Origin of the sequence: Xanthomonas prunicola, from assembly GCF_002846205.1 — a bacterium.
In the GTDB taxonomy this organism is placed as follows: Bacteria; Pseudomonadota; Gammaproteobacteria; order Xanthomonadales; family Xanthomonadaceae; genus Xanthomonas; species Xanthomonas prunicola.
Window position 1 is genome coordinate 36,805 of the sequence record NZ_PHKV01000002.1, and the last position, 22,873, is coordinate 59,677.

Consider the following 22,873-nt stretch of genomic DNA (forward strand, 5'->3'; position numbering starts at 1 on the left):
GCGCACCGGATTATTCGTGTTGTGCAAAGCGTCCAGCCGGTCGATCAAGCCATAAACCGCACCGTCGAAAGGACGCGGCCGGGGGCGGCTGCATACGCGGTTTGAATTACTCAGTGCACGGTGCCGCTGTGCTGCGGGTCCAGCCGATCGATCACGCCCTGCATCGCACTGTCGAACGCGCCATCGTTGATGTGTTCGCGCAGGCGGCCCAGCCGCACCATCACTGCCAGCTCTTCGGGCGAGGCAACGCAGAAACGCACACCGCGGCGGTTGACGAACAACAGCCGCTGCGAGATCGGGCTCACCCACGACAGCTTGCCGGCCTGGACCTTGCCATCCTTGTCGACAAAATCCAGCCAGGTACCGATGTCCATCGCACGGAAACGTTCGGCATCGGCACTGTCGATGCTCTGCGCCACCGCTTCGGCACCCAGCACCACGCTGACGCTTTCGGCGGCCGGTGGCGGCAGGTTGACCTGGGGTAGTTCCGGCAGGGCTTTTTCCAGCTCCGGGCGCGCTTCGGCAATCGCCTGCAAGGTATCGTGCAGCGCCGTAATCGCCACCACCACCGCATCGCCGTGCAGGCCTACGCTCGCGAACACGCGGTGCAACGCCGGCTGCCAGACCTGCAGCCATGGCTTGCCGACGATATGCCGGCGCGCTTCTGCCAGTTCCTCCAGCACGCCATCGGCCACTGCCAGCGCTTCGATGGTGCCCGGACCTTCGTCGCCATCACGCAGGATCGCCATGGTCAGGTGGTGCAGCCACGGCTGGCGCAGGAAATCTTCCACGGCCCTCGGCAGGCCGGCCCCTTCGGGCACGCGCTGCTCCAGCTCCGACAGCGCGCGGCTGCGGGCCAGTTCCAGCTTTTCTTGCCCGCGTTGGGTTTCAGTGGCACGACGTTCGGCAATTTCTACCCGACGCCGATGCTGCGACAGGAAGTCGCGGAATTCTTCTTCTAACGTGAGGAAGATCGCCAGGTTCTCGTTGAACTCGGCCACCAGGCGGTCGACGATTTCTTCGACCTTGCCCATCAGCACGCGCTCGGCAGCGCTGTCGCCGTTGTTGCCTTCGCAGGCCTCGGCCAACGAGTTGAGCAGACGCCGCGCGGGGTGGGTCTTCTGCACGAACATCTTGCGGTCCAGCAGTGCGACCTTGACGAACGGCACCACCAGACGGCCGATCATTTCGCGCGAGCGATTTTCCAGATCGCGCTCGTCCAGCATCACGTCGAATAGCATGCCGACCAGGTCGATGGCATCTTCGTCCATCGGGTCGAGTTTTGCGGTGGCCGGGTCCACGCCCAGCCGCGTGGCGCTGGACAGCACTTCGTTCTTCAGCCGCTGCGCCAACGATTCGTCGTCGTCGCCGATGGCCGCCTGCAGCGTCGCGCTCGGCGTGGCCTGCAGCAGCGACAGCACCGACATCATTTCGCGCTGGCTCAACGGGCGTTGCTGGCCGACCGCTACCGTTGCTGCGGACGCAGCAGTGTCGCGCACGCTGCGCGTCTGCTGCAGCAACTCGTGCAGCGCTTCGAGCAGCATGCCCTGGCTACCGCCCGGATGATCGGCCTCGCCGTCCATGCCGCCAGCACTGCCGCCGTCGGCATGGCCGCGCTGCGTCGCGGCCTGCATGCGTCCGCGGCTATGCGCCCAGCGGTCTAGGAACCGGTTGGCCCAGGCAGGCGCGTACTGATCGCCCGGGTCGTCGCCGCCCATCCCGGCATGACCGCCCTGAGCCTGGGCCTGGGCCCGCTCTTCGGGCGTGTCGCCGCGCGGCTGCATGCGCGGTGGCGCGCGCTTGGGCTGCGACATCTCCGGCATCACGCCGGCCTTGGCCAGGGTCTCGTCCAGGCGCGCATACAACTTGCCGATCGGCTCGGCCAGATCGCGTTCGCACAGCTTGATCAGCACCAGCCGTACTTCCGGCGCCAGGTCGCAGGTGGCGAAGGCTTCGTGAATCGCCACACCCAGATGTTCCGGACCAATCGGGTTGGTGTCGGCCATCAATTCCAGCCCACCGGCGATCCAGCCCAGGCGGCGGTCGACCCGCGCCAGCACCTGCTTGAATTCACGCAACAGCACGGTGGCCAGATTGCGCACCGCCAGCCGCGATTCCAGCACGTGCTCGGGTACCAGACTCAGCGGGCCGGTGCCCATGTCGCCGGCCAGCACCACTTCGGCCGACAACGGCGTGCCCAGCACCAGCGCCTGCCAGCCGTCTTCCAGCTGTTGGCGGAACTGGCTGGCAACCTCTTCGCGCTTGCGACGCAATTCGCGCATGCCATCGAGAAACAGCAACTGCGACGCGCCAGCGGATTCGGCACGGTCAAACAGCACATCGTCGAAATGCGCGACTGCAGCAGCAAACACCTGCGCGAGCGCCGGCACGAACACGTCGTGCGCCTGCTCGAGCAAGCGTTGGTCACGGCCCGGGTGTCCCGACGGACTGGGCTGAAAAGTCATGCGCAAAGGCTCCCCGCCTCTGCAGGCGTGAAAATATTCAAACGAGGAAAAACAGACGCGGCCCCAAATTCCGCCTTCGCATGGTAGGCGGTTCGTTCGTTTGTTAAGTGTGACTCAGCTCTCACTTTACTCGTGACCGCCCAGGGTTTGCGCGTCGAGCAGCCATCCTAGCTCGCTATGCCGCGGTGGAGCTTGCCGACCGGCATTATCCGCACGCGTGGGTTAAGCCTTGAGCGTGGCGAGCTCTTCCGGACAATCCACACGCCTTGCATCTCGCCAGGGTCCACGGCCTCTGCCGGCCATGATGCGGCGAGCGTTAGGAAGGGGCCGTCTATAATTCAATGCCTCGTTGCTCCGACCCGGATTTATGCACGCACCCTATTCACTTCAGGCGCTGGACGCGCGCCGTTCGGTTCCATCCAAACAACTCGGTGCGCCTGGGCCCGATGAAGACACCCTGCTGCGCATGCTGACCTCGGCAGTGCGTGTGCCCGACCATGGCAAGCTGGTGCCGTTCCGCTTTCTGCGCATCGGCGGCGACGCGCGCGCCGCACTGGGCGATTTCCTCGCCGAGCGCACTCTGGCCGCCGACCCGCTGGCATCGCCCGCAGCCATTGCCAAGGAACGTGGGCGCTTCGGCGACGCGCCGGTCGTGATCGTGGTGATCGCCTCGCTGCGCCCCGAACACAAGGTGCCCGAGCAGGAGCAACTGCTCACCGCCGGTTGCGTCTGTTTTGCATTGCTGCAGGCCGCACAGGCGCATGGCTTCGGCGCGCAGTGGCTGACTGCCTGGATGGCCTACGACCCGGCCGTGACCGGCTATCTGGGCCTGGGCGAACACGAGCGCATCGCCGGTTTCATCCATATCGGCACGCCGCGCATGCAGGTGCCCGAGCGCGAGCGTCCGGACCCGCGCGTCTTGCTGCGCGACTGGACCCCGTGAGCACGCTGCCGGGCGCCATTGCCGCGGCGCTGCCAGGCGGCCCGCGCCCGGAGCCGCTGTACCTGATCGATGCCAGCCTGTACGTGTTCCGTGCCTGGCACTCGATTCCGGACGAGTTTCAGGACGCGCAAGGCTGGCCGACCAATGCGGTGCACGGCTTTGCGCGTTTTCTGCTGGACCTGCTGGAACGCGAGCGCCCGCAGCACATCACCATCGCCTTCGACGAAGCACTGGACAGCTGTTTTCGGCATGCGATCTACCCCGCTTACAAGGGCAATCGCGAGCCGGCACCGGATGCACTGCGACGCCAGTTTGCGCATTGCAAGGCGCTGTGCGCGGCGCTGGGCCTGAGCGTGCTGGCCCACCGCGAGTACGAGGCCGACGACCTGATCGGTAGCGCGTTGCACAGCGTGCGCGCGCAAGGCCTGCGCGGGGTGATCGTGTCGGCCGACAAGGACTTATCGCAGCTATTGCTCGAACATGACGAGCAATGGGATTACGCGCGCAACCAGCGTTGGGGCATGGACGGCGTGAAGGCGCGCCACGGCGTGCATGCACACCAGATCGCCGACTATCTGGCGCTGTGCGGCGATGCCATCGACAACATTCCCGGCATCACCGGCATCGGGGCCAAATCGGCGGCGGTGCTGTTGGCGCACTTCGGTAGCCTGGATGCGCTGTTGGAGCGCATCGACGAAATTCCGTTCCTGCGCTTACGTGGCGCTGCGCAAATGGCGGTGCGGCTGCGCGAACAGCGCGAACACGCGCTGCTGTGGCGGCAGCTGACCACCATTGCGCTCGATGCGCCGCTGGCGCTTACCGAAACCGGCTTCACGCGTGCACACGCCGATGCGGACATGCTGACTGGCTTGTGCGAGAGCCTGCGCTTCGGCCCGCTCACCCGGCGCCGCCTGCTGGACGCGGCCACCAGCGTCCCCGCACCGTTTCCTCCCGTTTCCCTTGCACAAGGTCCGAACCCATGAACCGACACGACACCCCGCCCACCGTGGTTTACGAAGGCAAGTATCAGCGCATGGTCGTGCGTGGCACCTGGGAGTATTCCGAGCGTGTGCATGCCGGCGGCCTGGCCGCGATCATCGTGGCGGTGACCCCGGACGATGCGATGTTGTTCGTCGAACAGTTCCGCGTGCCGCTGCAGGCGCGCACCATCGAAATGCCGGCCGGGCTGGTGGGCGATGTGCATGCCGACGAGTCGATCGAGCTGTCGGCGATCCGCGAACTGGAAGAAGAAACCGGCTGGACCGCCGCGCACGCCGAAGTGCTGATGATCGGCCCCACCTCGGCTGGTGCCAGCAGCGAGAAGATCGCCTTCGTGCGCGCCACCGGCTTGCGCAAGGTCGGCGACGGCGGCGGCGATGCCAGCGAAGACATCACCGTGCACGAAATCCCACGGGCGCAGGTCGGTGCCTGGCTGGTGCAGAAGATGGCCGAGGGCTATCAGATGGATCCCAAACTGTGGGCCGGCCTGTATCTGGTCGATCACGCGTTGGATGGCACTGCGCGTGGCTGAGGACGCAATCGAACCATTGCTCGGTGCCGACGATCCGGCGCCATTTACTGTGCACAACCCGCAGGCGGCATCGCCATGGTTGCTGATCGCCGACCACGCCGGGCAGCGCGTGCCGGCACGGCTGGCCAACCTGGGACTGCCGCAGTTTGAACTGGACCGCCATATCGGCTGGGATATCGGCATTGCGCAGGTCACCGATCTGCTGGCCGAGGCGCTGGATGCCATCGCCATCGCGCAGACCTATTCGCGCCTGGTGATCGACTGCAACCGGCCCGATGGCGCGGCCAGCCGGATGCCGGACATCAGCGACGGCACGTCGATTCCCGCCAACCTGGCGTTGACCGGCGCCGATCGCCAGCAACGTATCGATGCAATCTTCGCGCCATACCACGCGCGCATCGCCGCCGAACTGGATGCACGCGCGCAGCGCGCCCAACCGACGCTGCTGGTGTCGATGCACAGCTTCACCCCGGTGATGGCCGGCACCGCGCGGCCCTGGCATGCCGGCGTGCTGTACCACCGCGACACGCGGCTGGCGCATCGCTTGCTGGATGCCTTGCGTGCGGAACCGGACTTGGTGGTTGGCGACAATCAGCCGTATGCGGTCAGCGATGCCACCGACTACGCCATCCCGGTCCATGGCGAAGGCCGCGGCCTGCTGCATGTGGAACTGGAAATCCGCCAGGACTTGATTGCCGATGCGGCCGGACAACAGGCCTGGGCAGCGCGGTTAGCGCGCATCTTGCCGCCGCTGGCGCAGGCATTGTTGGTGCCCTGAATCGCGGCGATTGGCAACTGCATCACCGACGCGTTGAGCATCAGCAATCAGCAGGAGCGCGCTTACGCGTGACGGAGCGTTACCGGCAGGGCTGCATCGGGCGCAAGCGCGCTCCTACCTGGGTTTCACTGCATTGCACTTCAGCGCACCCGCGGGTTGATCAAGCACGTCGACCGAAGCGAACCCCGATCGACACGCAAGCAATCACTTAGGCAAACCCGTCGGTCGCACGCACCAAGGCATCGACATTTTCCGGCTCGAACGCCGAGTGCCCCGAGGCCGGGCTGATCTGCAGCTGCGCCTTGGGCCACACCTTGTGCAGATCCCATGCGCTTTGCAGAGGACACACCACATCGTAGCGGCCGTGCACGATCACACCGGGAATGTCGGCAATGCGATGCGCGTCGCGCAGCAACTGATCTTCGACCTCGAAGAAACCACCGTTGACGAAGTAATGGTTCTCGATGCGCGCGAACGCCAGGGCGAAATGCGCGTCCTCGTGTCCGGTAACGAAGTCCTCGTCCACATGCAGGAAGCTGGTGGCGCCTTCCCATACGCTCCAGGCCTTGGCTGCAGCCAGACGCGTGGCCTCGTCATCGCTGGTGAGGCGGCGATGAAACGCAGACATCAGATCGGCGCGTTCCACCGGCGGAATCGCAGTGACGTAATGCTCCCAGGCATCCGGGAACAAACGGCTGGCGCCTTGCTGATAGAACCATTCCAGCTCGAAGCGACGCAGCAGGAAAATGCCGCGCAGTACCAACTCGGTGACCTGCTGCGGATGGGTCTGCGCGTAGGCCAGTGCCAATGTGGAACCCCAGCTGCCACCGAACACCTGCCAGCGATCGATGCCCAGATGCGTGCGCAGGCGCTCGATGTCGGCGACCAGATCCCAGGTGGTGTTGTCGACCAGATCGGCATGCGGCGTGGAGCGGCCGGAACCGCGCTGATCGAACAACACGATGCGGTACTTGGCCGGGTCGTGGAAGCGCCGCATCTTGTTGTTGCACCCGCCGCCCGGGCCGCCGTGCAACATCACCACCGGCTTGCCCTGCGGATTGCCGCACTGTTCGAAGTACAGCGTGTGGCGGTCGTCGACCTTCAGCATGCCGCTGTCGAACGGTTCGATCTTGGGATATAGCGCGCGCATGGTGGCTCCGACGCAAAGACCTGGATTTTAACCAACTTAGCGCATGCCGACCTGCCTGAGCAGGTTGCAATGACCTGCGGCGTCCGCGGCGCCGAACCGGCTACACCATTGCCGACGCGCCTCTGGCGCTGGCACCATCGTGTTGGCGTTGCTGTGCATCCATCGCCACCTGCTGCTCACGCTGCTGATTGAGCCCCTGCGCTTGCTGCAACGTGTCATGCATCGGTGCTGGCTGCTGCGATATATCCGTGGCGGCGCGGAAACCCGGGGTGGTGCCGGCCACCCACATGGTGTCGCCGACCATTGCCACGCGGTCAATCTTGCCGGCGTCGGTGATGCCATTCCGCTTGGCGTCGAGCATCGCCTGCGCGACATGCGCGTCGCCTACATGTGCCGGCGCGTCCTGACGGATGCGCGCAAACATGGCCTGATCTGCCGCCGACAGCGCGGCGATGCCGTGTCCATTGGCGTGAGGCGCACGATGCGCACCGGAGGGAGCTCCATGGTGGCCGGGAGCGGGCGCCGTGGAAGAGTGTGCAGCTGGAGCGTGCGGCGTAGCCTGAGGATGCACCGCGGCGGGCGCAGGCGCTTGCGGTTGCGTCGGTGCATGCGCTGGCGCCTCACGCTGAAACCATTGACCAGGATGGGTCAGGGTGTCATAGGCCTGACCTGCCGCATGCTTGGCGGCGTCGATGCCCTGCGAGGCACTATGCTTGGCGGATTCGTACATCTGCGTGCCGCTTCGCACGGCCGTGTCTGCGGCTTGCGAGACTGCGTGCCTGGAGGCGTCGTAGGTCTTTGTGGCAACGTGTTCGGCCCGCTCCACGCCTTCGGAAAGCGCGTGCTTGGTCGTGCCGTAGGCCTGCTTCACGGTGCGCTCGGTCCGATCAATTCCCTCGGTGACCGCATGCACGCCGTCCTGGTATTTTTGCGCAACCGTGTGCGACGCAACCCTAGCGGCGTCATAGGTATCGACGATGTGGTTGACGGCGTTGGCAGCGCCAGCCTGGAAGCGAGGATCATGGACACGCTGCACCACGGCCTCGGCTGCAGCGTGGGCGCCTCGCTCAACAAGACCTTTGGCTGATTCCAGGCCATCACCCACAATGCGGCCCGCTGCATCGATGCTCTGCCCGTGCAGATGCGCCGCGTCACCCACGAGACTGACCGCAGGCAAGATTGGAGCGATATAGACGCCAGCTTTGCGCGCTACCGCCTCCACGCCCTCGTCTACACCCTTCACGGCCTGGCCGCTCGCACGGACAAGATCGGCACCGTATTGAAGGCCGTACCCGACGCCTTGTACAGGAGCGTTGCGCTCAATGTTGTCGCGGATGGCCGGATCGGCATTCAGGGCCAGATATTCATTCAATTGCCGCCGGAGATTCGGCGATAACTCGCCCTGGCCGCCGTTACCGTGCATCTGGCGCAGCGATTCGGATAGTTCCGCGCGCGCTTGCGATACATCTCTGCCGAAATGGTCGATGCCGGCCTTGTGCTCGGCGTAGCGTTGCACAGCCTCCTGGAAGCGATGTGGCTCCAGGATGTTGTCCGGGCTCTTGCTGTGGAAATGCTGCTGCCCGCCGTGGTCGCTCAGCCGCATCGCGATCAACGCATTGGGCGGCGCGGACCCGGCCGGCGCATCCAGATACCGACCGGCACGCAGGCTCTGGATATCCTCTTTGCTAGCCAGCGACACCACCTCACCGACATGCGGACTCGCTGCGCTCACCACGTCGCCGGCCATACGGTAATTGGTGAGGTGAAAACCCGGCTGCGGTGAACCATTGATCATTTCTGCAGCACCGAAGGCATTGAAGGTGGCGCCACGCAGGCCGTGCTCAGCAGCCTCAATTTCCGCCACTGCGCCGCCCAGCGAGTGGCCGGCGACGAATACCTGGCTCTTTGGAATACCTTGCTTAGCCGCCTTGGCAATCATCTGCTCGGTGAATGCATCGGCTGCTGGCTTTTGCGCATTGACAGTGTCGCGCACCATCTTGGCGTCGACGGCGATATCCTGCAACGTCGTGAGCGCGTGATCAGCTTTTTCCGATTTGGTTTCGCCAGAGAACAATCCAGGGTCGGTTCCGCGATAGGCGATGACAACCTCACCCGTTGCTACGTTCTGATACGCGGTCGCGTGAAACCCAGTCGCAGCATCATTCGCATACCCAAATAGCTGATATTTGCCGCCATCCAAGGAAACGTACTTATTATTTTTCTCGACATCACTTTGCAACCGATTGGCGTATGAGTCGTTGGCGGCATCGGCAAGCACTTGATCGTTTACTTTCATGGCTTAGCTTCCCTGATAGCTATGGTTACCGGAAAGAAATCATCCGGGCTGCTTTTGTACTCTGGCCGAAGAGGAGAATAATTAGGTGCTCCATCGCGAGAAAAAGACCGGTCTCCATACACATTCTTCTTGAAATAGCTGGTCTCAGGACTGTCACGCAGAAGCTCGTTTAGCAAGCCGCCCCATCCAAACCTTACCCCTTGCGCCATCGCGCTGACGCCCACGCTTGTTACATCCCAGTGGCACACGCCAAGCTTGAAGTAGTCCTCGTCCAGCAAAGCATCACGGTAGAAATAGCCTTTCCACGTGTGGTCATCCACACGAACCATTGGCACATCCAGCGAGGTATTGGGCACATGTTGCTCGCCGATGACCGGAATCATTGGAACGCATTCCGTATTAATTACGTCATACCCGATGTAGGCACCTTCGAACGAATCCCACGGTCCCGGTGCGTGCGATGTGGCGATGACTTCGTAGCGCTTAACCGGGTGTGGATTGAGGTGACCGGTTGCGCCATCGTTGCCGACATCGATACCTTTCGAACAGCCGGCGGTGGTCGCAGCAGCCAGGGGCATGATGGCGGCAGCGGCCAAATGGTGCAGTTTCATTAGATCGTCCTCAGGGGGATAAGCCGCAGGGGTTGCGGCAGGGCGTACGGGTGGGAGCGGCAGTAGCGATCCGCGCGTGGGCGTTAGTGGAAACTCGTCATGCGGCAACCTGCCCAGCCTGGTGTCGAGGTGGGCATCGCTACTCACCATCCCGCGCAAGATCTGCGCATCGCGCGCTGCGCGTGCACGGTAGGAGGTGTCGCGGCTCTCGGTCTTTTCAGGGTTCATCACGCGCATCCTGCCTTGTTATTCAGGCCTCCAAGCTACGCTGGCGATACTACTCTTCGACATCCGCAAAGCCAGTGCTGTGGTGGCGGCGAAATCAGCGCCGGTGATGGTCATTCCCATGCACGCTAGGTCGCTAATCGCGGTTGGCACCGTATTCCTGCAACGCAGCAGGAAAAGCGATACCTCAGGCGCGCTCTCGAAAGCGGCCGAGATGAACACCACGGGACATGCCTGTCAGGCACCCTGACAGGTGCGCCATACACTGGCCTCCACAAAACTAGGCCAGCGGTTTGCGCCCCAGCGTGACCCGGTCGCGCTGCTCCAGGTCCTGGTAGGTCGCTACCGTGTCGAAACCGGCTGTGGCAAGCAATGTCCGCACTGCAGCCCCCTGGTCCCAGCCATGTTCCAGCAGCAACCAGCCGCCCGGTAGCAGATGCACAGGCGCATCGGCCACGATCAGGCGGATATCGTCCAGCCCGTCGCTGCCGGAGGCCAGCGCACTACCCGGTTCATAGCGCAGATCGCCCTGCTGTAGATGCGGGTCGTGCGCGGCGATATACGGCGGGTTGCTGGCAATTAAGTCGAAGGCCTCCCCCGCCAATGGCGCGAACCAGTTGCCCAGCCGGAAATCGACATTGGGCAAGCTGTGGCGATCCGCGTTGCGACGCGCCATCCCCAGCGCCGCTGCGCTGGCATCGGTGGCGATCAGCTGCGACTGCGGACGTTCGCTGGCGATGGCCAGCGCAATCGCACCGCTGCCGGTGCCCAGATCGGCGGCTCGACGGCCCGGCGAGGTGTCCAAGCGCTCTAGCGCCAGCTCCACCAGCAGCTCAGTGTCAGCGCGCGGGATCAGCGTGGCCGGCGAGACGGCCAGGTCCAGCGTCCAGAATCCGCGCGAGCCGGTCAGGTAGGCGACCGGCTCGCCGGCCTCGCGGCGCTGCACCAACGCCTCGAAAGCCTGCGCGACCGATAGAGGCACCGCATCGCGCCCGTGCATGAACAACCAGGCGCGATCACGCCCCAGCGCATGCAGCAGCAGCGCCTCGGCATCGCAGCGCTCGATCCGTTCGGCGGCGCGCCGCAGCACCTGATCGGCTGGAATGGCAGCGAGATCGTCGGACATACGGACTGTTCACTCATGCGCAACATCGGCTGGCCATTATCGACGATGGCGTACGCCACGGTTGCACTAGATTCCGCCTGAAGAATCGATAGCTCCAGCCTATCTATATAATTCCATCAATCGATTTGAGGAATCTATCGCTCCTGCCTACTATGGCGTCTGTTCCATCCCCCGCCCCCTTTCACCGCACGAGGAAACGCAATGTCTCTCATCAACACCCAGGTTCAGCCGTTCAAGGCGAATGCGTACCACAATGGCAACTTCATCGAAGTCACCGAGGCCAGCCTGAAGGGCAAGTGGTCCGTGCTGATCTTCATGCCGGCCGCATTCACCTTCAACTGCCCGACCGAAGTGGAAGACGCCGCCGACAACTATGCTGCCTTCCAGAAGGCTGGCGCCGAGGTGTACATCGTCACCACGGACACGCACTTCTCGCACAAGGTGTGGCACGAAACCTCCCCGGCCGTGGGCAAGGCGAAGTTCCCGTTGATCGGCGACCCGGCCCACAAGCTGACCCGCGCCTTCGGCGTGCATATCGAAGAAGAAGGCCTGGCCCTGCGCGGCACCTTCATCATCAATCCGGAAGGCGTGATCAAGACCCTGGAAATCCACGACAACTCCATTGCCCGCGACGTCACCGAGACGCTGCGCAAGCTGACGGCGGCACAGTTCGTGGCCAACAATCCTGGCCAGGTCTGCCCGGCCAAGTGGAAGGAAGGCGCCAAGACCCTGGCTCCGTCGCTGGACCTGGTCGGCAAGATCTAAGCTGCCGCGCATCCCCGGCCCGGTTCATCGGGCCGGGGGTGAACCGGAGCCGGTGCAGGGCTGCACGCCAGCCATCGCCAGCACGCATTACCGACATCGCGCCGGCTGCGGTTCACCTCCTTCCTCCCCGGCGACCTGCGTTTGCGCAGCGACGCCACGCCCTCCCCTTGCCCATTCCCAGGAGTTTTCCATGTTGGATGCCAATCTCAAGACCCAGCTGACCGCCTACCTGGAACGGGTGACGCGGCCGATTCAAATCAACGCATCGATCGACGAAAGCCCTGGTTCGCGCGAAATGCTCGACCTGCTGGAAGAGTTGGTGCTGCTCTCGGACAAGATCAGCCTGGACATCCACCGCGACGACAACCAGCGCAAGCCCTCGTTCGCGCTGACCACGCCGGGGCAGGACATCTCGTTGCGCTTTGCCGGGCTGCCGATGGGCCATGAATTCACCTCGCTGGTGCTGGCGCTGCTGCAGGTGGGCGGCCACCCGTCCAAGGCGGCTGCCGAACTGATCGAGCAGGTGCAGCACCTGGATGGCGATTACCAGTTCGAAACCTATTTCTCGCTGTCGTGCCAGAACTGCCCGGACGTGGTGCAGGCGCTGAATCTTGCCGCCGTGCTCAACCCGCGCATCAAGCACGTGGCCATCGACGGTGCGTGGTTCCAGGACGAAGTGGAAACCCGCCAGATCATGTCAGTGCCCACCGTGTATTTGAACGGCGAGCTGTTCGACCAAGGCCGCATGACGCTGGAGCAGATCGTCGCCAAGCTCGACACCAACGCGTCCAAGCGCGACGCTGCGAAAATCGCCGCGAAAGAGGCGTTCGACGTGCTGGTGGTTGGCGGCGGCCCGGCTGGTGCTGCAGCAGCGGTGTATGCCGCGCGCAAGGGCATCCGCACCGGCGTGGCGGCCGAGCGTTTCGGTGGCCAGGTGCTGGACACCATGTCGATCGAAAACTTCATCTCCGTGCAGGAAACCGAAGGCCCGAAGATGGCCGCCGCGCTTGAGCAGCACGTGCGCCAGTACGAGGTGGACATCATGAACCTGCAGCGCGCCGAGCAGCTGATTCCAGCCGGCGCCGATGGCCTGATCGAAATCAAGCTGGCCAATGGCGCCTCGCTCAAGAGCAAGACCGTGATTCTGTCCACCGGTGCGCGCTGGAGGCAAATGAATGTGCCCGGCGAAGACCAGTACAAGAACAAGGGTGTTGCGTATTGCCCGCATTGCGACGGCCCGCTGTTCAAGGGCAAGCGCGTGGCAGTGATCGGTGGCGGCAACTCCGGCGTGGAAGCGGCGATCGATCTGGCCGGCATCGTGGCGCATGTCACGCTGGTGGAATTCGACGACAAGCTGCGCGCCGATGAAGTGCTGCAACGCAAGCTGCGCAGCCTGCACAACGTGCGCATCATCACCAGCGCACAAACCACCGAAGTGCTCGGCGACGGGCAGAAGGTGACCGGCCTGGTTTACAAGGACCGTACCGGCGGCGACATCCAGCACATCGATCTGGAGGGTGTCTTCGTCCAGATCGGCCTGCTGCCGAACACCGAGTTCCTGCGTGGCACGGTAGCGCTGTCGCCGCGCGGCGAGATCATCGTCGACGACCGCGGCCAGACCGATGTGCCGGGCGTGTTCGCCGCTGGCGACGCCACCACGGTGCCGTACAAGCAGATCGTGATCGCGATGGGTGAAGGTTCCAAGGCGGCCTTGAGCGCATTCGATCATCTGATCCGCTCCAGCGCACCTGCCACTGCCGATAACGTGGCCCAGGCCGCATGAGCGAGCGCCTGCTTAACACCCGGCCAGCCCGGGCGCTAAGCTCGCAGCACGCTCCAGTCGTTCCCCGTCACCGCAATGAAGGCTGCTGCATATGAACCTGCGTGACCTGAAATATCTGGTAGCCCTGGCCGACCACAAGCACTTCGGACGCGCCGCGACGGCGTGTTTCGTGAGCCAGCCAACACTGTCTACCCAGATCAAGAAACTCGAAGACGAGCTCGGCGTATCGCTGGTGGAGCGCGCGCCGCGCAAGGTCATGCTGACCCCGGCCGGCCGCGAAGCCGCCGTGCGTGCGCGTAGCATCGTGGCCGAAGTAGAACAGATGAAGGAAGCCGCACGCCGCAGCCAGGACCCGGAAGCGGGCACCGTGCGTCTGGGCATCTTTCCCACGTTGGCGCCATACCTGTTGCCGCATGTGGTGCCGCGCATCCGTGAGCGTTTTCCGCGCCTGGAACTGTTGCTGATCGAAGAGAAAAGCGACCAGTTGATGCACCAGTTACGCGAGGGCCGCCTGGATGCTGCGCTGCTTGCCCTGCCATTGCAGGACGACCAACTGCATGCCGAATTTCTGTTCGAAGAGCCCTTCGTGCTGGCAGTGCCGGAAGGCCACCCATTGGCGCGCCACGACAGCATGACCCTGGACGATCTGTCCGAGCAGCGTCTGTTGCTGCTGGAAGATGGCCACTGCTTGCGCGACCAGGCACTGGATGTCTGCCATCTGGCCGGCGCGCTGGAAAAATCCGAATTTCAGGCCACCAGCCTGGAAACCCTGCGTCAGATGGTGGCTGCCAATGTCGGCGTGACGTTGTTGCCCCTGCTCGCGGTCAAGCCGCCGGTCGCACGCTCGGACAATATCCGCCTGATCCGCTTCCGCGAAGACAAGCAGCCCAGCCGCCGTATTGCGATGGCCTGGCGGCGTAGCTCGGCGATGACCGCTTTTCTGGAGCAGCTATCGCAGCTGTTCAAGGAACTGCCCGATAGCCTGTTCACGCTGGATCAGCCTGCAGCGGGACCGAAGGCGGTTGCCGCTTAGAGCAGCCAACAGAACGACTGCGCTCACCGCCAGGCGGGCGCGGCCGGTGCTCGGAATCGGCATGTACCACGCGGACACTGCGGTCCTGAGCGCGCCGTCCACGCCCACCTGACGACTGCGCGCTACATTTTGTTAGCCGCTCTTAGGGATTTGGAATTTTGAGAGTCGGGATGCGTTGCACCAGGGTTGCGGGCGCTTGGTGCGAGGACTGCCAGTGTTGTACGAAGGCGACGCGAGAGTGTCGCCTTTTGTTTGTCTGGTGTTTACGGGACACAACGTACAACAGCCGTGTGGTAAAGCTCGCTTGAGACAGGTGAGCAATCAGCGCACACGGCAAGCGTTGCGCTCGCATGCGCGACGTTCTTCTACGTCACCGTTCTGTTCTGATCGAAGCAGGATCCTCATGAGATCGCCGCACTACTGGGAGCCTGGCCTAGCGCTCCAGTGCCTCGCTCGAAGCTAGGCAGTCGGGTACGCGGCCCCGCATTGCGATCTGCCCATGGCGCCCTCATCTTGCCGATGCTGCTTGCCGTCTTGGCAAGCCGTATTCGTCAGGAGACTGCCATGACTTCGCAACACAACAGCGGCTTGCCGCCATCCATTCTGGTATCCAGCCACGACCTTGCCCGGCTTGAGGCATTGCTCGATTCGCCGACCTTCAACAAGCACCCCGCCGCCACTGCGCTGAGCGATGAACTGGGCCGCGCCCGCGTGCTGCCGCCCGACCAAATTCCTGGCGATGTTGTCACCATGCACTCACGCATCGAATGCGAAGACGAACTGCATGGCGAACGGCATACGCTCACCCTCGTGTATCCGCACGAGGCCGATGTGCAGCACGGCCGCATCTCGGTGCTTGCGCCGGTCGGCAGTGCGCTGCTTGGCCTGTCGGTCGGTCAGAGCATTGATTGGCGCACGCCCGACGGACGCGACCTGCGCCTGCGCGTGACTGCCGTGCACGATCAACCTGCAGCTGCGGGCGACTTCCCGCGCTAAGCGCGCTAACGTAGCGCGCTGCGTCCTATCCACGACCCGTTCCACGATTCGAGAGAACCCGCATGACCGCATCCCCCTCCAAGCTTGCCCAACTGCGCGACCTGTCTGTCGTCGTTGCCGACACCGGCGATTACGATGCCATCAAGCGACTGAAGCCGGTCGACTGCACCACCAATCCCACACTGGTCAAAAAGGCGCTGGACCTGCCGGTCTATGCCGATCTGATCGAACGCGAACTGGCCTGGGGCCGCGAGCACGGCGGCGACGATCGCACCGCCACCATCCACGAGGTCGCCGACCGCCTGACCATCGGCGTGGGCGTCAAGCTGGCCGAACTGGTGCCGGGCCGCGTCTCCACCGAGGTGGACGCCGACCTGGCCCACGACACGCAGGCCACCATCGCCAAGGCGCGCAAGTTCATCGCGATGTACGCCGAGCGTGGCGTGTCCAAGGACAAGATCCTGATCAAGATTGCCGCGACCTGGGAAGGCATCGAAGCCGCCCGTCAGCTGCAGCGCGAAGGCATCGACTGCAACCTCACGCTGATCTTCAATCGCTCCCAGGCACTGGCCTGCGCAGAAGCCGGCGTGTTCCTGATTTCCCCGTTCGTGGGCCGCATCCTGGATTACTACGTCGCCCAGGGGCAGACCCCGGCCAGCATCGACGAAGATCCGGGCGTGGTGTTCGTGCGCACCGTCTACAACGAATTCAAGCGGCGTGGCTCGTCCACCGTGGTGATGGGCGCCTCGTTCCGCTCCACCGCGCAGATCGAAGCGCTGGCCGGCTGCGACCGCCTGACCATCTCGCCGGATCTGCTGGAAAAGCTCGACGCCGAACACGGCGAGTTGCCGCGCAAGCTCTCGCCGGCCGACGCCGACAACGCGCAGATCACCCCGATCGACAGCGATAGCTTCGCTTCTGGCCTGGCCGCCGACCCGATGGCCACCGAAAAGCTGGCCGGCGGCATCGACACGTTCGCCAAGGATCTACAGGCCCTGCGCAAGACCATCGCCGACAAGCTCGCCGGCTGATCGCAGCAACGTTGTTCTGCCACATCGACGCCCGCAGCCTTCTGGCTGTGGGCGTTGTCGTTTCTGGGGTCTGGTTTTCGTGAGATTGACGGCCGGATCCAGGTATTGGCAGACACGCCGAAAGGTCCACGGCGGCAGCAGCGCGCGATGCCTCGCCCACCCGCATCGAAACGTATCGATAGCGGTACCTGCTGGCGCATCGCTGCCTGCACCTAGATCTGTACCGCCACTTGCAGCGAGTGCCACATCCGCACCTGCCACGCACATAGACAGGCGACCACAGGGCCCAGCATGCTGGCGACTGTGCCGAGCACCGGCCCAGGACCGACCGGCGTCTGCAGCAATACCTCTCTCCACATATCGCTTACACCCGGCGCACGCGCACTGCCTAGAATCCGGGTTCCCTCAACTGGCGTAACCGACAATGGCAAACATTGCAGTGGTGATGGTCGACGGCGTGGCCGATTGGGAAATCGGCGTGGTGCTGCCGGCGGCACGCGAGTGGTTCGGCGACGAGGTCGCGATCGCCAGCATCGATGGACAGCCGGTGCAGTCCATCGGTGGCCTGCGCATCACCCCGGAATTTGCCCTCTCGGATCTGGCGCCGCTTGAGGCCGACCTGTGGATCCTGCCCGGCAGCGAGCGCTGGCAGGCCGGCGAGATCCCTGGGCTGAGCGGTCTGCTGGCCGAGCGCGTGCAGCAGCAGCGCCCGGTCGCCGCGATCTGCGGCGCCACCCTCGCCTTCGCCTATGCAGGCCTGCTCGATGAGCGCGCGCACACCAGCAACGCGCTGGCATTCCTGCAGGAGCACGTGGTGCCGTACGCGGGCGCGGCGCACTATCGCCACGAAAAAGTTGTCAGCGCCGATGGCGTCATCACCGCACCTGGCACCAGCCCGGTGGGCTTTTCGCTGGCTTGCATGCGGCAATTGCATCCGGAGCGCACTGATACGCTTGCCCAACTGCGCGGCATGTTCGCCGGGGAATTTGTTTAATCCAACCGATTCAGGCCGGTATAGCTGATGCACGGCATTGGCTCGCTGCAATGATTCACCAAACCGGTTCCTGCACGCGCGCCGCAGCAACTCTCTCGTGCTGTCGATCGCGCACCGAGCAGCGGCGGGGATGCATTGAACGGTTGTCTGCATCACTTGCCGTGGCGACTGGCTCATGTGGATCGCTGCGCAGCTTCACCAAACCGATTCGCTTCATAGACACACCCCGCCATCGCAAGCATGCCTGGCGGACGCGGCGCAAAAAGATGACCACGTCGTCTCCGACGTGGCCATTCAAGTTGCCCGGCATGCACTCCCATGCGCTGCCTGATCGTGATAACGCTGCCGGTCACTGTTGGCCATCGGCGCGCTGCCACGATCATGTGGACGACAGCGCTTCAATCCGGCCCGCCTTTCCGTCAGGCATCCAGCCCGATCGGGCAGCTCACTCCCGTGCCGCCAAGCCCGCAATAGCCATTGGGATGCTTGGCGAGATATTGCTGGTGATCGTCTTCGGCGTAGTAGAACGCGGGCGCCGGGAAGAGGATCTCCGTGGTGATTGCGCCATACCCGGCTGCTGTCAGCTGTTGCTGATACGTATCGCGGCTGGCAAGCGCGGCGTCGTACTGCGCCTGTGTGGTGCAGTAAATCGCCGAGCGATATTGCGTACCGACGTCGTTACCCTGCTGCATACCCTGGGTCGGGTCGTGACTTTCCCAGAAGGTGCGCAGCAATTGTTCGAACGACACTGTTTGTTCGTCGAACACCACCAGCACCGCTTCGGTGTGACCGGTTTGCCCGGAACACACTTCCGAGTAAGTCGCGTTCGGCGTCTGCCCGCCGGCGTAACCCACTGCTGTGGTGTACACCCCTGGGACGTTCCAGAACTTGCGTTCCGCGCCCCAGAAGCAGCCGAGCCCGAATTGCACCCGGGCCAGGCCCGTGAACTCACCACGCAACGGATGACCGTTGATCAGGTGGGTGTTGTGCAGCGGCAGCGCTTGCTCGCGCCCGGGCAATGCCTCGCCCGGACGTGGCATACGTTGTTTGAAGGCGCCGATTCCCAGCATGGTGCAACTCCGCAATCGTAAGGATTGCCTGCTGGATGGCGCCGGCCGGAGCCGCTTTCAAGCCTACCCGGCCAGCGCATGTCGCCTGCCCCGCATTACTTGGTCTTGGCGACTGCCGCGCGCGTATCCACTTCCGGCATCGCCGAGCTGTGGTGGTTGATGATCAGCCACTTGCCGTCGCGCTTTTCGTACACGAAGGTGTAGCGGGCCTGCACGTTGCTCTTCTTGCCTTGCTTGTCGGTCAGCGTGAAGGTGTACACACCGGCATCCACTGCGCTGTCCTCATCGAGCACCCGCACGGTGCGGTAATTGACCACGCCCTGCGGCTTCTTGGTCAGGAACATTTCGAAGTAATTTTCGATCTGCTCGCGCGAGGCGCGTACTTCGTTGGAGACGGTCGGCAGCAACACGCCGTCCGGGGCGTACAGATCGGCCACCTTGTGCGGGTTGCCGGTGGCCAGCGCCGCGTTCCAGGTATCGAACAGCGCAGCGACTTCGCGCTCTTCGCCGCCGGCCGGCAGCTTGGCCTTGTCGGTGTAGTGCATCACGCCGCCAGCCAGCGCCGGGGTGGCAGCCAGAGCCAGAACCAGAGAGAAAAGGGTGCGACGCATGGGTATCTCCGTGTGATTGATGGGGGTGCCTCATCGGGCAGGCTCAGTATCGAAATCAAGCAGCCCCAAAAATTCTGCCGAGTGGCATATACTCAAATACGCTGATCGGCCTAGAGCAACATCATGGAAACCCCCACCAATGCTGGTGATTGGCGGCTAGCCCTACGCCGCGAAGCCTCCGACAGCGCACGTTGGCAAGCGCTTTGGGAAGCCGCCGTCACACTGCGCCAGGCGCAGAGCCCCGAGCAGGCCTGCGATGCCGTCCTTGGGAGGGCGCTGCTGTTGCTGGGCCTGGAACACGGCGCGGTGCTGGCGCAGCGCGGCCCGCGCGCGCACGTGCTGGCCAGCCGTGGCCGCGCCTTACCGCCCGGGGCCAGCGCCGCTGGCGACGGCCACGAAGCGGCCTGGTTGATGCCGCCACGTCCTTCAGACATTGGCGAAGCCAGGGTGCCGATCCATGCGCTAGGCACCACCCACGGCATGCTTTGCGTGGCCTGGACCGAGGGCCGCCAGGCACCCGGCAACGATGATGTACAGGCGCTGCAGGCATTCGCGCTACTGCTGCCGGCGATGGTGGCCGAACCGGCTAAACCGATCCCCACGCGGCGGCGCAAACCGGTGCACGACGATCGTCTGGGCGCGCTGAGCAAGCGCGAAAAACAGGTGTTGTCACTGCTCCCGCGCGGACTCACCAACGCGAGCCTGGCAGCTGAACTGGGGATTGCTCCCGGCACGGTGAAAGTGCACGTGGAGCGAATCCTGCAGAAACTTGAGGTAAAAGATCGCACCCAGGCCGCGGTCTACGCGGTCCAATCCGGACTTGCGCTATGAATGCATTGGCGGTGCGTTGGAACGATTGGCCGATCACCCGCAAGAGCCTGGCAGTTGTCACACTGCCGTTGCTGTTGCTGGCCGTGGCATTGATGGCGATCTACAGCGTGGAGCGGCAAAACATCGCTGCCGAAAACGACGTGCGGCAGACCCTGGAAGTGCTCAGCGATCTCTACGAAGCGCACGCGTTATTGGCCGAAACCGCGGCCGGCGTGCGCGGTTACCGGCTGGTGCGGCGCGATGAATTCCTCACCCCGTATCGCGATGCCGAGCCACGCCTGCAAGGCGTGGTCGACCGTCTGTCGCAACGCATTACCGACCCCAGCCAAGCGCAGCGCTTTGCGCGTATCAAGCCACTTTTCGCGGAAAAAATGCAGGGTTGGCGCCGATTGCTGGCCCCGGATCTGAGCCGCGAAGAAGAGATCCGGCAGCTGTGGGACGGCAAGTACAAGCTCGACATTCTGCGTGCCGAACTGCGCGAGTTGCGCAATTACGAAACCGCGCAGTTGCAGGTGCGCACCGCCAAGGCGCAAGGCCTGCGTCAGCGCAACCTCATCATCACCTTGAGCGCAGCGATGCTCGGCGGCCTGGGCGCGGTGTTTGCGGTGGCGTGGTTCGCCTCGGCATTGTCCGGACGCCTGCGCACGCTGGCCGCCAATGCCGACCGCCTGGGCGAAGGCCTGCCGCTGGCAGCGCAACCGCGTGCCGGCGATGAGCTGGGACAGGTTGGCCAGCGCCTGGCCCAGGCCAGCGAACTGCTGGCCGCACGCGCAGCCGAAGCGCAACTGGCGCGGCGCGAAGCGGAGACCGCCAATCGCGCAAAAACCGAATTCCTGTCGCGTAGCAGCCATGAGTTGCGCACCCCACTCAATGCGATTCTGGGGTATGCGCAGGTGCTGGAAATGGATCTGCCCGAGCCAGGCCATCGCCGGCATCTGCAGCATATTCTCGGTGCAGGTAGGCATTTGCTCGGGTTGATCACCGAGTTGCTGGACATCGCACGCATCGAAGCCGATCAGCTGGATTTGAGCCCGGAACCGATCTCGGTCCGCACGGCCGTGCATGAAGCCTTGGGCCTGATCGCACCGGATGCAGACAAGCATGGCATCGCGTTGCAACCCGCATCGATCGACGGGCCGTGGACGGTGCGCGCCGATGCGCAGCGGCTGCGCCAGGTGCTGCTCAATCTGTTGTCGAACGCGGTCAAGTTCAATCGTACCGGCGGGCAGGTGCAGGTGAGCGCGCATACCGAAGGCGAACACGTGCGCATCACGGTGGCCGACCAGGGCGCAGGGCTGACGCCGGCGCAGATCGAACGCTTGTTTACACCGTTCGAGCGGCTGGGCGCCGAGCGCTCTGCAGTAGAAGGCACCGGTCTTGGGTTGGCACTGAGCAAGCGCCTGATCGAGGCCATGGGTGGGCACATCGGCGTGGACAGCACCCACGAGGGTGCGCGCTTCTGGATCTCGCTGCCGCAAGGTGAACCGCAGCGCAGCGAACCGGCCCGCCCCCTGCTGCCGCCTAGCGTCAGTGGCAGCGGCATTTGCCGCGTGCTGAGCATCGAAGACAACCCCTCCAACCAGGCATTGATCCGCACGCTCACCGAGCGTCGCCCGCAATGGCAACTGCTTGAAGCGGAGAGCCTGGCACAGGCGCGGAAGCTGTTGCAGCACGGCGTACCGGATCTGATCTTGCTGGATCTGCATCTAAGCGATGGCAACGGCGAAGAGCTATTGCGCGAATTGCAGGGGCAGCCGGCGATGGCGGCCATCCCGGTGGTGGTGATCAGCGCCGATGCCACGACCGCCACGCTTGCGCGCGTCGGTAACCAGGGCGTGCGCGCCTATCTGACCAAACCGCTTGATGTGGCGGAATTCTTCACCGTGATCGACAGGTTGCTGGCATGACACGCGACGAAATCCTCGCTTCCCGCATCCTCATCGTCGACGACGAGCCGGCCAACGTACGGCTGCTCGAGGACCTGCTGCAGCGCGAAGGATTCCAGCAAGTGATCGCCACCACCGATCCGTTGCGGGTGATGGGGCTGGTGTCGGCGTTTGCGCCGGACCTGATTCTGCTGGACCTGAAGATGCCGGAGCTGGACGGCTTCGCGTTGCTGGAACAGCTCGCACGGCTATCGGACCCCGGCCAGTTTCTGCCCGTGATCGTGCTGACCGCCGACCCCAGCCGCAGCGCGCGCCACCGTGCCCTGGGCCTGGGTGCCAAGGACTTCTTGACCAAGCCGCTGGACACTTTCGAGGTCGCCTTGCGGGTCTGGAACGTGGCCGAGACCACCGTGTTGTTCAAGCGTCTGCGCGCATTGGCAGCCCCGGATGCAGCGCCGCCGGGATGGCGTCAGCAGCGTTGAGTTGGAGAGCGGATGCGACGCGACCATTCAACATCTCACACCGCCCGCGTGACCTGCCCGCACAGGCCGATCTCCGCCAGCACTGCCTGGGCCTGGCTCAAATGCACATCGGCCACGCAAACCTGCAGCACGCCGAAAGCAGGGAGCTCGCCGGCGCCGCCCAGCAGCGATTCGCCGAAGACGAACGCCGTGATGCCGGCATCTTCCAGCGCGTGCTTGGCCAGATGCGCATCGATGATGTGACTGGCGCGGTAGGCGATCTGCAT

The 22,873-nt window shown here is 64.0% G+C and carries 21 protein-coding genes and 1 other RNA gene; 14 read left to right on the forward strand and 8 right to left on the reverse strand.

Features of this window, described 5'->3' with window-relative positions; genetic code table 11:
- Positions 1-110 precede the first annotated feature (110 nt).
- The gene (locus tag XpruCFBP8353_RS06660) at positions 111-2,465 is read right to left on the reverse strand and encodes a DUF1631 domain-containing protein (RefSeq protein WP_101362544.1); all 2,355 of its coding nucleotides are present in this window, start codon (positions 2,463-2,465) and stop codon (positions 111-113) included.
- A gap of 367 nt (positions 2,466-2,832) precedes the next feature.
- Here XpruCFBP8353_RS06660 and XpruCFBP8353_RS06665 point away from each other — a divergent pair, with 367 nt between their 5' ends.
- Genes XpruCFBP8353_RS06665 through XpruCFBP8353_RS06680 form a run of 4 tightly spaced genes read left to right on the forward strand, consistent with a single transcriptional unit; the run spans position 2,833 to position 5,717 of the window.
- Entirely contained in the window at positions 2,833-3,408 is a 576-nt protein-coding gene (locus XpruCFBP8353_RS06665) for a nitroreductase family protein (RefSeq protein ID WP_101362545.1), read from the forward strand.
- Complete coding sequence (locus tag XpruCFBP8353_RS06670) at positions 3,405-4,391, forward strand: 5'-3' exonuclease (RefSeq protein WP_162300972.1); 987 nt, start codon at positions 3,405-3,407, stop codon at positions 4,389-4,391. Before XpruCFBP8353_RS06665 ends, XpruCFBP8353_RS06670 begins: the two co-directional genes overlap by 4 nt.
- Positions 4,388-4,939, forward strand: a complete 552-nt coding sequence (locus XpruCFBP8353_RS06675; RefSeq protein WP_162300973.1) for an NUDIX hydrolase — start codon at positions 4,388-4,390, stop codon at positions 4,937-4,939. The genes XpruCFBP8353_RS06670 and XpruCFBP8353_RS06675 overlap by 4 nt, the downstream gene beginning before the upstream one ends.
- Complete coding sequence (locus XpruCFBP8353_RS06680; RefSeq protein ID WP_101362547.1) at positions 4,920-5,717, forward strand: N-formylglutamate amidohydrolase; 798 nt, start codon at positions 4,920-4,922, stop codon at positions 5,715-5,717. The genes XpruCFBP8353_RS06675 and XpruCFBP8353_RS06680 overlap by 20 nt, the downstream gene beginning before the upstream one ends.
- Before the next feature lie 208 nt (positions 5,718-5,925).
- Here the strand turns inward: XpruCFBP8353_RS06680 and pip are convergent, their stop codons facing one another.
- The 4 genes from pip to prmC all read right to left on the reverse strand — a co-directional run bounded on the left by pip (position 5,926) and on the right by prmC (position 11,125).
- Complete coding sequence (gene pip, locus XpruCFBP8353_RS06685) at positions 5,926-6,867, reverse strand: prolyl aminopeptidase (protein ID WP_101362548.1); 942 nt, start codon at positions 6,865-6,867, stop codon at positions 5,926-5,928.
- Between the two features lie 100 nt (positions 6,868-6,967).
- Positions 6,968-9,163 (reverse strand): lipase family protein, encoded by a 2,196-nt coding sequence (locus XpruCFBP8353_RS23225; RefSeq protein WP_165786153.1) that lies wholly within the window; start codon positions 9,161-9,163, stop codon positions 6,968-6,970.
- Positions 9,160-9,774, reverse strand: a complete 615-nt coding sequence (locus tag XpruCFBP8353_RS23700; RefSeq protein WP_162300974.1) for a hypothetical protein — start codon at positions 9,772-9,774, stop codon at positions 9,160-9,162. The genes XpruCFBP8353_RS23225 and XpruCFBP8353_RS23700 overlap by 4 nt, the downstream gene beginning before the upstream one ends.
- Before the next feature lie 505 nt (positions 9,775-10,279).
- Complete coding sequence (gene prmC, locus XpruCFBP8353_RS06720) at positions 10,280-11,125, reverse strand: peptide chain release factor N(5)-glutamine methyltransferase (RefSeq protein WP_101362551.1); 846 nt, start codon at positions 11,123-11,125, stop codon at positions 10,280-10,282.
- Between the two features lie 201 nt (positions 11,126-11,326).
- Between prmC and ahpC the strand changes: the two genes are divergently transcribed.
- From ahpC to XpruCFBP8353_RS06755, 7 genes are all read left to right on the forward strand, one after another.
- Complete coding sequence (gene ahpC, locus XpruCFBP8353_RS06725) at positions 11,327-11,890, forward strand: alkyl hydroperoxide reductase subunit C (RefSeq protein WP_010381556.1); 564 nt, start codon at positions 11,327-11,329, stop codon at positions 11,888-11,890.
- Positions 11,891-12,080: 190 nt separating this feature from the next.
- Positions 12,081-13,673: an alkyl hydroperoxide reductase subunit F gene (gene ahpF / locus XpruCFBP8353_RS06730; RefSeq protein WP_101362552.1), complete on the forward strand. Its 1,593-nt coding sequence runs from the start codon at positions 12,081-12,083 to the stop codon at positions 13,671-13,673.
- Positions 13,674-13,764: 91 nt separating this feature from the next.
- Positions 13,765-14,706: a LysR substrate-binding domain-containing protein gene (locus XpruCFBP8353_RS06735; RefSeq protein ID WP_101362553.1), complete on the forward strand. Its 942-nt coding sequence runs from the start codon at positions 13,765-13,767 to the stop codon at positions 14,704-14,706.
- Between the two features lie 61 nt (positions 14,707-14,767).
- Positions 14,768-14,844, forward strand: a non-coding RNA gene (locus tag XpruCFBP8353_RS06740) — sX9 sRNA.
- 426 nt (positions 14,845-15,270) lie between these two features.
- Positions 15,271-15,702, forward strand: a complete 432-nt coding sequence (rnk, locus tag XpruCFBP8353_RS06745) for a nucleoside diphosphate kinase regulator (protein WP_101363059.1) — start codon at positions 15,271-15,273, stop codon at positions 15,700-15,702.
- A gap of 62 nt (positions 15,703-15,764) precedes the next feature.
- Positions 15,765-16,733, forward strand: coding sequence for a transaldolase (gene tal / locus XpruCFBP8353_RS06750; RefSeq protein WP_101362554.1), 969 nt, complete (start codon positions 15,765-15,767; stop codon positions 16,731-16,733).
- Positions 16,734-17,157: 424 nt separating this feature from the next.
- The gene (locus XpruCFBP8353_RS06755) at positions 17,158-17,727 is read left to right on the forward strand and encodes a type 1 glutamine amidotransferase family protein (RefSeq protein WP_101362555.1); all 570 of its coding nucleotides are present in this window, start codon (positions 17,158-17,160) and stop codon (positions 17,725-17,727) included.
- 419 nt (positions 17,728-18,146) lie between these two features.
- Here the strand turns inward: XpruCFBP8353_RS06755 and msrA are convergent, their stop codons facing one another.
- Both msrA and XpruCFBP8353_RS06765 read right to left on the reverse strand, forming a co-directional pair.
- On the reverse strand, positions 18,147-18,797 hold the full coding sequence (msrA, locus tag XpruCFBP8353_RS06760; RefSeq protein WP_101362556.1) for a peptide-methionine (S)-S-oxide reductase MsrA: 651 nt from the start codon (positions 18,795-18,797) through the stop codon (positions 18,147-18,149).
- A gap of 95 nt (positions 18,798-18,892) precedes the next feature.
- Positions 18,893-19,408, reverse strand: coding sequence for an SgcJ/EcaC family oxidoreductase (locus XpruCFBP8353_RS06765; protein WP_101362557.1), 516 nt, complete (start codon positions 19,406-19,408; stop codon positions 18,893-18,895).
- A 123-nt stretch (positions 19,409-19,531) separates the two neighbouring features.
- On the opposite strand from XpruCFBP8353_RS06765, the gene XpruCFBP8353_RS06770 reads away from it, so the two are divergent.
- Genes XpruCFBP8353_RS06770 through XpruCFBP8353_RS06780 form a run of 3 tightly spaced genes read left to right on the forward strand, consistent with a single transcriptional unit; the run spans position 19,532 to position 22,607 of the window.
- On the forward strand, positions 19,532-20,239 hold the full coding sequence (locus XpruCFBP8353_RS06770; protein ID WP_101362558.1) for a helix-turn-helix transcriptional regulator: 708 nt from the start codon (positions 19,532-19,534) through the stop codon (positions 20,237-20,239).
- A complete protein-coding gene (locus XpruCFBP8353_RS06775; protein ID WP_101362559.1) occupies positions 20,236-22,146 on the forward strand; it encodes an ATP-binding protein in 1,911 nt (636 codons plus the stop codon). The genes XpruCFBP8353_RS06770 and XpruCFBP8353_RS06775 overlap by 4 nt, the downstream gene beginning before the upstream one ends.
- Positions 22,143-22,607 (forward strand): response regulator, encoded by a 465-nt coding sequence (locus XpruCFBP8353_RS06780; RefSeq protein WP_101362560.1) that lies wholly within the window; start codon positions 22,143-22,145, stop codon positions 22,605-22,607. Before XpruCFBP8353_RS06775 ends, XpruCFBP8353_RS06780 begins: the two co-directional genes overlap by 4 nt.
- 35 nt (positions 22,608-22,642) lie before the next feature.
- On the opposite strand, the gene XpruCFBP8353_RS06785 is transcribed toward XpruCFBP8353_RS06780, so the two are convergent.
- On the reverse strand, positions 22,643-22,873 hold the full coding sequence (locus tag XpruCFBP8353_RS06785) for a putative signal transducing protein (protein ID WP_010367414.1): 231 nt from the start codon (positions 22,871-22,873) through the stop codon (positions 22,643-22,645).